We start from the raw sequence: 12,050 nt of genomic DNA, 5'->3' as shown, positions 1-12,050 counted from the left end.
ATGCTAATGTGCCAATTGCCATGCGGAATACAGCACAGCCAATTGGCACATTAATATATTGTAGCATTAACACATTATCTATTCCATTTTACGCAAACCTCTTTTGGGAGAGAAATCAATATCTTTAGGATTACCTTTATAAACCACCTCACCACTACTGGATGCTTTCGCAGTCAGCGAACCGGTCACATAACATTCCACATCACCAGAGGAACTGGCACTGGCAGTTACATTGACCGCCTTCATACCTTTTGCCTTTACATCCCCACTACTACTGGCTCTGTAAGAAGCGTTCTCACAAATACCTGCCAAAATCACATCTCCGGAAGAGCTGGCATCAGCAGATACATCAGCAGCGTTCAGATTCTTGACAGATACATCACCCGAGCTACTGGCATCAGCAGAGAAATTCGTACAAGATACCTTTTCCAGAATCACATCACCCGAACTATTAGCGGTAGCCGCAAAATCATCACAAGAAATAGTGCTTCCTGTTACATCACCGCTACTGCTAGCCTTAACAGTAACTTTCCCACTCGTTTTCAGTCCATTCTTTATAATAATATCACCGGAACTGGAAGCTTTCAAGCTGTTCACAGCCGGAGCAGAAACTCTTACTTCCTTTTTATGTTTTCCATTTATTGAAAAATTGTTTCTTGGTGATTTAAAACCAACCTTAAGTACTCCACCCTCTACACGGACATCAATATAGTCCACCAAATTGTCCGGAGCATATATTTCCACATCCTGTCCACCGGAACTTTGAGTATAGATTACATCCACCGAAGAACTGGTAGAGATAGCATTAAAACTACCCACATTCACTTTTTTGGTAACATAGTTCTTACTAGGAGTTATTCTCTCTGCACATGCTGTGGCAGACACTAACATAAGGGTCACCGCCATTAAAGTTGATACTAATTTTCTCATACTATTTTTGTTTTATTCATTAGACGTTATTTCTATGCCAAACGTTGCAACGTTTAGCCATTATTTTTAAAGCAATATTCATGCCAGCAACATTTATCACTGAAAATCAACAAGGTATAAACAAAACAGGGTGTCCGAAAATGGACACCCTGTACGCTTTTATATACTTTTTAAAACTATTTCAGCACAAGTTGGAAGACTACAGAAGCAAACCAACGCTTATACATATAAGTAGCCACAATATAAATACATACCGCCGAAATCCAGCCGGCAATAACATCCACCAAATAATGCGCCTGAATATAGACCGTAGCACAGCATAGAAGTACGTAGAACGGTGCCAAGAAATAACATAGTTTCTTATTAACGCGATAGGCCATAATCATCACAATGGTAGATATACCGACATGCGAACTAGGAAAAGCAGCAGTAGGGCGTTCCCCCACTTCCTGTGAGGCCTCTACCAAATTAAAGAAGAAACCATGATCAAAACCGGGACCGGGCAGCAGAATATCATTATTATTGAAATAATCACCGATAGCAGGGAAATGCTGCGCCATCACATTGTCCATTCCGATAGCAGGGAAATAGAATTGCGGACCGGCAACCGGAACCAATATATAAATAAGATAATAGATAAAAAACGAAGTGACCAGCACAAAAGAAACCTTTTCAAACCACTCAAAACGAAACAAGAAATAATAAATAGTCACAATCCCAATCATTGGATAATAAGCGAAATACCCCATATTAAATGGTTCACTGAACCACATGGAAGGAAAATGTTCACTAAATTCTACCGAAGGCTGGCAACGGAACAAAAACTGCTCCGCCGAAGCGAAGAAGTTATCCAGATTGGGAAAAAGACGATTAAATTCAAAGGTATCGGGATACCAATACGCTAAAAATGCCATCTGCACAGCCATTCGTATAAATGCCGTAAGTTTACACGGATACTTGCGATACAAATATATTAATGCAAACGTAATGGCCACAATGCCTGCACGCTCCAAAAGCATAATTACAGGGTGGTCCATACGAGGAAATAATATTAAAACCATTATGGTCGTGAGGGCATTATATATCAGACTAATGCTCTCAACGGCAAACAATCCTTTCACACTGTCTACCCGTTTGAATAAATTTAAAGCCATCCTTCTTTCTTATACCATGCAATGATTTCCTTTACTCCCTTGTCTAAAGGGTACTCAGGACGATATCCCAGTTCTTCCACCAAGGGTGAAATATCGCATTGCCAATTACGTTGTTTCATTATTTTATATTTGTCAGCATTCAGCGTACTTACCTTTCCCAGGCAACGCGCTGAAAATTCAGCGAGCAAAGATACAACTTTTAAAATAAATAATGGGCATTTAATGTGTATAACCCACGGATTACCAAGTTCTTTTTGTATCAAATCAGAAAAAGTACGGCTGGAATAGACATTTCCGTCACTAACAAAATAGGCGCGCTGCCGCACTCCATGTTCTATTGCCAAATAAACAGCTTGTACCAAATCCCTCACATAAATAAAAGTAAGATCCTGTCTTTTAAAACCAGGAGCAAAGTCTATATGCTGCTTGATAGACTTCGCCATCAGAAAATAATCGCGTTCACGAGGACCATAAACTCCAGTAGGACGAAAAATCACTGTCGGAAAATCATTCAATGATTGCAGGTAATGTTCCGACTTTAGCTTACTGACCCCATATGCAGTATTGGGCATTGCCGTATCACGCTCACTGATGGGTGCATAATTATCTTCATGAATAGGACCGAAAATACTAAGTGAACTGATATAGACAAATTGCCGGGGAACCATGTCCAAGGTTCTCAAAGCTTCTACAAAATTACGGGTATAGACATAATTGCCTTTGTCAAATTCGTCCTTATGGCGGCATTTAGTTACACCGGCACAATGAATGATATAATCCCATCCCCCATGCAATTGTTTATGAACAGCCAATTGCTCCGTCAATCTTCCGGGATGAGCAAAATCCAATTCGGCAAATTGAATGCGAGGATCTTTCAAATAGGTACGACTACTGCTTTTACGTACACCAGCCCATACCTGCATCTCTCTCTCCAATCCTCCTTCCACCAGGAAACTGCCAATAAATCCGCTTGCTCCGGTTACCAATACTTTCTTTAAGCAGCAAGTGTTCTTTTGTGCAAATTCTTCGTTATTCATTCTTCGTATGTTATTTCACCGGTTCCACATGAATACCCACATGAGTATCCTCTCCAAACTTTTCTTTCAATCTATGTTCAATACCAGTTGCCGTCTCGTGCGCTTTATGCAGAGAAATGTTCCCATCCATGCGTATATGAATCTCTATAGCATAATTGTTTCCGATGCGCCGCGTGCGTAAATGATGCGGTTCGCTGACTCCATCAAAAGATAACACAATTCCTTCTATCTCACGTTCCACACTATCCGGCAAAGACTTTTCCAGCAATTCATCCAGGCAAGGAACCAGCAGCCTGATGGAAACCCGCATAATAAAGAAACTGACTGTCACAGCGGCAATAGGATCGAGTACCGCCCAATGAGGACCAAGTAAAATCGCTCCGCCAATACCGGCAGCCGTACCAATGGATGATAATGCATCACTCCTATGATGCCACGCATTCGCCACAACAGCCTGTGAGTGGCATCTTTTCCCCACTCTGACTGTATATTGATAAAGTATTTCCTTCAACAGAATAGAAATAATGGCAGCAACCAATGCCAACATTCCCGGTTGACGAAGTTCCCCACCTCGTAGGAAAACCAATATATCTGTTGCTCCATTCCACAATATTCCAAATCCTACCCCCAATAATGCCATACCAATGAAAGCAGTAGCCAATGTTTCATATTTCCCATGACCATAATCATGGCTCTTGTCCACTGGTTTATTGGATATACGTACAAAAAGAATCACTACTACGTCCGTAATGAAGTCAGATAGAGAATGAACTGCATCTGCCAACATAGCAGCACTATGCCCTGCAATTCCGGCAAGGAATTTAAAAATAACCAGCAAGAAATTAACGAAACTCCCCACTAATGTAACTCTATAAATTTCTTTTTCCCTGATTTTCTTATCAAGTTCAGTCATAACAATTGTTTTAGAACGGACAAAGATAGCACGTTTCATTTAGATTCAACCAAATTTAATGTATCTATTGAACCGCTATTCCAATTATTTTGTTTACTTTGTAGCACATAATACATAAATATATCCCCTTATGGCTAAAAAGAAAGAAAAAAAAGCAGGGAAACGCATGAAAAAAAGCGAAATGTCTGAACGACTGATAAGCTTATTCCACACAAAACCGAACGAAACATTCAGTCTGAAACAATTATCAAGCAGTCTGAACCTTACTACACATCCTCTTAAAATGCTTTGTGCCGACATCATTACTGAAATGATTGAGGATGATTTTCTGCAAGAAGTAGAAAAAGGACACTACAAACTGAACGACCACGGTCTGATTATGACTGGCGTCTTTCAGCGTAAAAGCAACGGCAAGAACTCCTTCATCCCCGATGATGGTGGAGAAACTATTTTCATAGCCGAACGTAATTCGGCACATGCCATGAATAATGACAAAGTAAAAATAGCCCTCTTTGCCAAACGTAAGAACCGGAACCCGGAAGGTGAAGTGATAGAGATTCTGGAACGTGCCAACGATACTTTTGTCGGCACACTGAAAGTAGAGAAATTCTACGCCTTTCTGCTGACCGAGAACCGCACTCTGGCAAATGATATTTTTATCCCGAAAGATAAGCTGAAAGGTGGAAAGAATGGGGACAAAGCAGTCGTGAAAATTGTAGAATGGCCCGAAGAGGCAAAAAACCCGATAGGACAAGTCATTGATATTTTGGGAAAAGCAGGAGAAAACACAACTGAAATGCATGCCATTCTGGCCGAATTCGGCTTACCTTACGTATATCCCAAGAATGTAGAAACCGCTGCCGAAAAGATTCCGGCAGAGATTTCCGAGGCGGACTATGCAGAACGTGAAGATTTCCGCAATGTAACAACTTTCACCATTGACCCTAAAGATGCAAAGGACTTTGATGACGCGCTCTCCATCCGTCTCATCAAACCGGGACTATGGGAAGTAGGCGTACACATTGCCGATGTTACTCATTATGTAAAAGAAGGAGGCGTTATCGACAAAGAAGCTGAAAAACGCGCTACTTCCGTTTATCTGGTAGACCGTACCATCCCCATGTTGCCCGAACGGCTGTGTAACTTCATCTGTTCCCTCCGCCCCGACGAAGAGAAACTGGCATTCTCCGTCATTTTCAATATGAATGAAAAGGGAGAGGTGAAAGACTCGCGCATCGTGCACACCATTATAAAGAGCGACCGCCGTTTCACCTATGAGGAGGCGCAAAAAGTGATTGAAACGGGTGAAGGCGACTACAAAGAAGAAATTCTGGAACTGAACAAACTGGCACAAATCCTGCGTAAACAAAGATTGGCTGCCGGTGCTATTGACTTTGACCGCGTAGAAGTGAAATTTGAGATAGACGAAACCGGCAAACCGCTCAGTGTCTACTTCAAAGAATCCAAAGAGGCCAATAAGTTGATAGAGGAATTTATGTTGTTGGCCAACCGCACGGTTGCCGAAAAAATCGGTAAAGTACCTAAAAACAAGAAAGCCAAAGTATTCCCTTATCGTATCCACGACCTTCCGGACCCCGATAAACTGGAGAACTTGAATTGGTTTATCAATCGCTTCGGATATAAGATACGTACATCGGGTAGCAAAACTGAGATATCCAAATCCATCAATCGTTTACTGGACGACATAAAGAACAAGAAAGAACAAAATCTGGTGGAAACCGTATCCTTGCGTGCCATGCAAAAGGCCCGTTATTCCACACATAATATTGGCCACTATGGTCTGGCATTTGACTATTATACTCACTTTACCTCACCTATCCGCCGTTTTCCGGATATGATGGTTCATCGTCTGCTCACCCGCTATCTGGCAGGAGGACGTACGGTACAGGAAGCGAAATACGAAGAATTGTGTGACCATAGCTCTGAAATGGAACAAATCGCCGCCAATGCGGAACGTGCCTCTGTAAAATACAAACAAGTAGAGTTTATGGGTGAACGTTTGGGCATGGAGTTCGATGGAGTCATTTCCGGAGTTACCGAATGGGGACTTTATGTGGAACTGAACGAAAACAAGTGCGAAGGTATGATTCCCATGCGTGACCTTGGTGATGACTATTATGATTTCGATGAAAAGAACTATTGTCTGACGGGACGCCGGCATCACAAAAAATTCAGTTTGGGAGATCCGGTTACCATTAAAGTGGCCCGCGCCAATCTGGAGAAAAAGCAACTTGATTTCGCTTTGGTCGAGAAATAAAGATTAACATCCTGTTGTAGGGGCAGACTGGTTCTTCCCCTGCAACAAGACAATAGTTTCATTTACTTCACTCTTCTATTCAACTGATTATTCGCTTTATCCGGCTTCGATTTGCCGATCCGTTTACCACCGGACTTCTTTTTAGTTTCCTGTTTTGCCTTAAAAGCAAATGGATTTTTCTTATTTACCATAAATATTCCCTTTTTTCTGCAAAAATAAAGGATTAACATCAATATTCATTCTATTTATTGGCAATAATATAGAATTTACTTACTTTTGTCCTTCTAAAGCATTCAGTTCATGACTACATTCAATTACACGAACATATTAACGCAGGCAGTAGATGAATTATCTGAAAGCCAGTCCTATAAAGGATTATTCCACCAACACAAAGATGGAGATCCTTTACCATCTGCCAAATCCCTATACAAGATAGTAGAATTGGCACGCGCCATTATCTTCCCCGGCTACTTTGGTAATTCCACCGTTAACAGCCATACCATCAACTACCATATCGGTGTAAATGTAGAAACCCTGTTCGGCCTGCTGACCGAACAAATTCTGGCAGGACTTTGCTTCGGACAGGAAAACAGTAAAAATGCAACCGATGACAATGAACCGTGCAGAGAAACAGCCTCTTTGCTGGCAGCTCGTTTCATCAGTAAACTGCCCGAACTCCGCCGCATTCTGGCTACCGATGTAGAAGCCGCATATTATGGTGATCCCGCCGCCACATGCTTTGGTGAAATCATCAGTTGCTATCCGGCTATCCGCGCTATCAGCAATTACCGCATCGCACATGAGCTGTTAATACTGGGTGTACCTTTAATCCCCCGCTTCATTACAGAAATGGCACATTCGGAAACCGGTATCGATATTCATCCGGGGGCACAAATAGGACACCATTTCACTATCGACCACGGTACAGGTGTAGTAATCGGAGCGACCAGCATCATCGGAAATAATGTGAAACTCTATCAAGGGGTAACATTAGGAGCTAAAAGCTTTCCGCTAGACAATAATGGAAATCCCATTAAAGGCATTCCACGCCATCCTATTTTAGAAGACGATGTCATTGTATATTCCAATGCAACCATTTTAGGGCGTGTTACTATTGGCAAGGGTGCTACCGTAGGAGGTAATATTTGGGTAACAGAAAATGTACCTGCCGGATCACGTATCGTACAGCGAAAAAACAAAGACGAATAAAACCCCTTTGCCATCATAGAAATGCTGACATCACAAAATGGTCTAAAAAGTAGTATGGCAGCAAACTTTTTAATAAAACAGTAACTTCCTGTACACCTTCTTGTAACAGATAAACAAGATATTTGCAGTACGATAAAAAAGGAGGTATATATGGAACTTAAAAGCAATGAATATCAGATAGAATGTACACCCTACGGGGAATATTACGCCTTTTTAACAGACTACCACCAATGCTGCACTTACGGCGAAACTGCCGAAGAAGCATTGGAAACCCTGTCAGATATCGCCGATGAGTTTTTCTGCGAAATAAACGAAGTCTATCTGGCAGAAGAATTCGCATAAAAGTCACTCAACCTATTAATCATAGAATTTCTCTTACAGAAACCATACCTGTGTGATACAGATATGGTTTCATTTTGTCCTAAGCATGCCCCATACGGTAGAGACTGTACCCCAAATAAACCAAATACAAACAAGAGACCAGTATCATTAAAGCACAAACCACATATCCCTTACGTTTCTCATCCGTCAATTCCATTTTCATTCTGATTTCTATTTAAGTTTCTTGATTCAGCAAAAATGGCAAATTCCTGTGTAGAATTTATTTCTATAGGATAACAATTACATTGCCGGATACATATTTTGTCAATTTATTCCACAGATATACCCAATTCCGTTTTCAAAGAATTTTTATAATCAAAGGTAAATAAAGACCCCGGCAAGGAGCGTGGACGCCCCGATTTCATCCTCTTTTTTGCTTCATCAAACAGATTAATTCTCTAAATAATTGATTAGCAAACAGAAAATCATTAAATTTGTCCCATCAATTGAAATTACGTAATTATCATTTAAGATGAAGGAAGAATTCGAGCTAATCGCCAAGACTTTCCAGGGACTGGAAGAAGTACTGGCAAAAGAACTCACCGAGCTGGGAGCCAGCAATATAGAAGTAGGAAGACGCATGGTAGCCTTTACGGGCGATAAAGAAATGATGTATAGGGCAAACTTCTGCCTGCGTACTGCCATCCGCATCCTGAAACCCATCAAACATTTTGAGGCGAAGAATGCCGATGAAGTTTACGAAGCTATCAAGGCCATTGCGTGGGAAGACTTCTTGGATAAAGATAAAAGTTTTGCCGTAGACGCTGTGGTTTTCTCGAACGAGTTCCGTCACTCCAAGTTCGTAGCCTACAAAGTAAAAGACGCCATTGTGGACTATTTCCGTGAAAAGACAGGAGAGCGCCCCTCGGTACGCATCAACCATCCCGATGTGGCACTGAACATCCATATAGCCGAAAATAAATGCACTCTGTCACTGGATAGTTCGGGCGAGTCACTCCACCGCCGGGGTTATCGCCAGGAAGCTGTAGAAGCTCCTTTGAATGAGGTACTGGCAGCCGGTATGATCCTGATGACCGGATGGAAAGGCGAATGTGATTTGATAGACCCGATGTGCGGTTCAGGAACAATACCTATCGAAGCCGCCCTGATAGCACGTAACATCGCTCCCGGCGTATTCCGCAAGGAGTTCGCTTTTGAAAAGTGGAACGATTTTGATCAGGAACTATTTGACCGCATCTACAATGATGACTCACAGGAACGTGAGTTCACACATAAGATTTTTGGATATGACAATAATCCGAAAGCAAATGAAATTGCCACTCACAATGTGAAAGCAGCCGGACTGAGCAAGGAGATTATCTTAAAAATCCAACCGTTCCAGCAATTTGAGCAACCCAAAGAAAAAAGCATCATCATCACCAACCCTCCTTATGGAGAACGTATCTCAACCAATGATTTGCTGGGCCTGTATCAAATGATAGGCGAACGTCTGAAACACTCTTTCACCGGCAATGATGCATGGGTACTAAGTTACCGTGAAGAATGTTTCGACCAGATTGGTTTAAAGCCTTCTATAAAAATCCCCCTGTTCAACGGTTCGTTGGAATGTGAATTCCGCAAATACCAATTATTCAACGGCAAATTCAAAGAATTCCGTAGTGAGAACGCCGATCAGGAATTCAAGCCCCGCCGGGAAGAAATCCGCCCGCGCCGTAACACGGAAAAGGTAGAATATGGAGAACGCAGAGAACGTCGTAGTTTTGACAACAGACGTGAAGGACACGGAGAGTACAAAGGAGGAGAGCGCAGAGAAAGACGCTCTTTTGATGACAAACGTGAGGGACGTGGCGATTTCAAAAGAGGAGAACACCGCAACTTTGGTGACAGACGTGAAGGCCGCGACAATTTCAAAAGCAGTCCCCGTAAATTTGACGACAATAAGGAAAAGACAGAAGAATAAACAGTTATGAGAAAATTAATCAATCTGATTGCCTTATTAATCATGGCTTCATCTGTAACATGGGCACAAGACAAGAAAAGTTTCACACTGGAAGACTTGATGCCGGGAGGAAACAATTATTATAACCTGCTTCCACAAAATCTGTATGGTTTGCAATGGTGGGGAGATGTATGCATCAACGCCGACATAGAAGAGGTAAAAACCATCCAGCCGGCAAATGGGAAGGAAAACGTACTTATCACTTTGCAGGAAGTGAATGAACTGTTGGCAAACAAGGAATTAGGGAAAATCAACCACTTCAGGAATGCATCTTTCCCATACGCTGAAAAGATGATGCTGGTAAATACCACATCCAATAAAGTGCTGATCGATTTAACTAAAAAGGAAATAATATGGAGTCAGCCTCTCTCTCCTAAAGCCGCCAACCAGGACTGGAACAAGGAAAGCCGTTCATTGGCTTATACCCTTGACAACAATCTGTTTGTAACGACTGCCGACGGGAAAACGCAACAAGTCACCGACGAACCGAAAGGCATCGTATGCGGACAAAGTGTACACCGTCAGGAATTTGGTATCTCGAAAGGTACTTTCTGGAGTCCGAAAGGAAATCTGCTTGCTTTCTACCGCATGGACGAAAGCATGGTAACCGATTATCCACAAGTAAATACCTCCACCCGCATAGCGACACTGGAGCCGGACAAGTATCCGATGGCAGGAATGACCAGCCACAAAGTGACTGTCGGCATCTACAATCCGGAGACCCAAAAAACAGTTTATCTGAAAGCCGGAGACCCTACCGACCGTTATTTTACCAATATCAGCTGGAGTCCTGACGAAAAAAGCGTTTATGTCATTGAACTGAACCGTGACCAGAACCATGCCCTGCTATGCTGCTATGACGCGGAAACAGGAGAGCCACTGAAAAGCAATCCCCTTTACGAAGAGAAGCATACTAAATATGTAGAACCCCAACATCCCATCGTCTTTCTGCCGTGGGACCACACGAAGTTCATCTATCAGAGCCAGCGCGACGGCTACAACCATCTTTACCTGATGGACACCAAGACTTCCGTATATCCGGAATCACATGGAGCCGCGGCCGGAGGTTCTTACCGGGAAAGCTACAAGACCAGACAGCTTACCCAAGGCAACTGGGTAGTACAAAACATCCTCGGATTCAATGAAAAGACCAAGGAAGTCATCATCATGAGCACAGAGGTTTCCCCTTTGCAGAGCAACGCATACGCTGTGAATGTAAAGACAGGCAAACGCCGCCTCATCGGCAATAAAGACGGTATGCATCATGTACAACTGTCCGGTAGCGGCAACTATGTGATAGACAATTATACTTCTTTCACCATTCCCCGGAATATCGAGATCGTTCCCACTTCCGGAAAGGGAAAGACTATCAGCCTGTTGACCGCCACCAATCCGTTGGAAGCATACAATATGCCCGAAATCACTGTCGGTACCCTCAAGGCAGCCGACGGCAAGACCGACTTATACTACCGCCTGATAAAGCCGGTGAATTTTGACCCCAACAAAAAATACCCGGCCGTAATCTACGTGTATGGCGGACCACATGCCCAACTAATCCACAACAACCGCAACTATGACGCCCGCGGATGGGATATTTACATGGCACAACTGGGTTACGTCATGCTGACCGTTGACAACCGGGGCAGTGACAACCGGGGACTGGAATTTGAGAACTGTACGTTCCGCCAATTGGGAACCGAAGAGATGAAAGACCAGGTAAAAGGAGTGGATTTCTTAAAATCATTGGGTTATGTGGACAATAACCGCATTGGCGTACATGGTTGGAGCTTCGGTGGTTTCATGACCACCAACTTGATGCTGACTTACCCCGAACTATTCAAAGTAGGAGTAGCCGGCGGTCCTGTCATCGACTGGGCTTACTACGAAGTAATGTACGGCGAACGCTACATGGATACTCCGCAAACCAACCCCGAAGGCTACAAGAACGCCAACCTGAAGCTGAGAGCCGGAAACCTGAAAGGACGCTTGGAAGTGATCATTGGCGCCAATGACCCCACTTGTGTTCCCCAGCACAGCATCAGTTTCCTCCGTGCCTGCATTGATGCCGGAACCCAACCCGATTTCTTTATGTATCCGGGCGACGGTCATAATATGTTCGGACGCGACCGTGTGCACTTGTATGAACGCATTACACGCTATTTTGAAGACCACTTAAAATAAACAAAAG

11 protein-coding genes are annotated in these 12,050 nt (G+C 43.0%); 5 read left to right on the top strand and 6 right to left on the bottom strand.

The annotated features are described in order from the left end of the window. Positions 1–78 precede the first annotated feature (78 nt). The 4 genes from RE317_RS00960 to RE317_RS00945 all read right to left on the bottom strand — a co-directional run bounded on the left by RE317_RS00960 (position 79) and on the right by RE317_RS00945 (position 4,073). On the bottom strand, positions 79–930 hold the full coding sequence (locus RE317_RS00960) for a head GIN domain-containing protein (protein WP_008666569.1): 852 nt from the start codon (positions 928–930) through the stop codon (positions 79–81). A 176-nt stretch (positions 931–1,106) separates the two neighbouring features. Beyond that, complete coding sequence (locus RE317_RS00955; protein ID WP_005844178.1) at positions 1,107–2,084, bottom strand: phosphatase PAP2 family protein; 978 nt, start codon at positions 2,082–2,084, stop codon at positions 1,107–1,109. Then, entirely contained in the window at positions 2,075–3,121 is a 1,047-nt protein-coding gene (locus tag RE317_RS00950) for an NAD(P)-dependent oxidoreductase (protein ID WP_005844176.1), read from the bottom strand. The genes RE317_RS00955 and RE317_RS00950 overlap by 10 nt, the downstream gene beginning before the upstream one ends. 10 nt (positions 3,122–3,131) lie before the next feature. Then, entirely contained in the window at positions 3,132–4,073 is a 942-nt protein-coding gene (locus tag RE317_RS00945) for a cation diffusion facilitator family transporter (RefSeq protein ID WP_005850066.1), read from the bottom strand. A gap of 91 nt (positions 4,074–4,164) precedes the next feature. On the opposite strand from RE317_RS00945, the gene rnr reads away from it, so the two are divergent. Further along, complete coding sequence (gene rnr, locus RE317_RS00940) at positions 4,165–6,312, top strand: ribonuclease R (RefSeq protein ID WP_005844173.1); 2,148 nt, start codon at positions 4,165–4,167, stop codon at positions 6,310–6,312. A gap of 62 nt (positions 6,313–6,374) precedes the next feature. On the opposite strand, the gene RE317_RS00935 is transcribed toward rnr, so the two are convergent. Further along, on the bottom strand, positions 6,375–6,503 hold the full coding sequence (locus RE317_RS00935; protein ID WP_005844171.1) for a hypothetical protein: 129 nt from the start codon (positions 6,501–6,503) through the stop codon (positions 6,375–6,377). A 109-nt stretch (positions 6,504–6,612) separates the two neighbouring features. On the opposite strand from RE317_RS00935, the gene RE317_RS00930 reads away from it, so the two are divergent. Further along, positions 6,613–7,521: a serine O-acetyltransferase gene (locus tag RE317_RS00930; RefSeq protein ID WP_005844169.1), complete on the top strand. Its 909-nt coding sequence runs from the start codon at positions 6,613–6,615 to the stop codon at positions 7,519–7,521. A gap of 150 nt (positions 7,522–7,671) precedes the next feature. Continuing rightward, entirely contained in the window at positions 7,672–7,863 is a 192-nt protein-coding gene (locus tag RE317_RS00925; RefSeq protein ID WP_005850060.1) for a hypothetical protein, read from the top strand. 79 nt (positions 7,864–7,942) lie between these two features. Here the strand turns inward: RE317_RS00925 and RE317_RS00920 are convergent, their stop codons facing one another. Continuing rightward, a complete protein-coding gene (locus RE317_RS00920; RefSeq protein WP_005850059.1) occupies positions 7,943–8,065 on the bottom strand; it encodes a hypothetical protein in 123 nt (40 codons plus the stop codon). Positions 8,066–8,374: 309 nt separating this feature from the next. Here RE317_RS00920 and RE317_RS00915 point away from each other — a divergent pair, with 309 nt between their 5' ends. Continuing rightward, complete coding sequence (locus tag RE317_RS00915) at positions 8,375–9,823, top strand: THUMP domain-containing protein (protein WP_005844163.1); 1,449 nt, start codon at positions 8,375–8,377, stop codon at positions 9,821–9,823. Between the two features lie 6 nt (positions 9,824–9,829). Continuing rightward, positions 9,830–12,043, top strand: a complete 2,214-nt coding sequence (locus tag RE317_RS00910) for a S9 family peptidase (RefSeq protein WP_008666563.1) — start codon at positions 9,830–9,832, stop codon at positions 12,041–12,043. The last annotated feature ends 7 nt before the right edge of the window (positions 12,044–12,050 follow it).

This window comes from Phocaeicola sp. GP0067 (assembly GCF_031119655.1).
In the GTDB taxonomy this organism is placed as follows: Bacteria; Bacteroidota; Bacteroidia; order Bacteroidales; family Bacteroidaceae; genus Phocaeicola; species Phocaeicola vulgatus.
The sequence above is the reverse complement of the archived record's forward strand: the minus strand, read 5'-3'. Positions and strand labels throughout refer to the sequence as shown.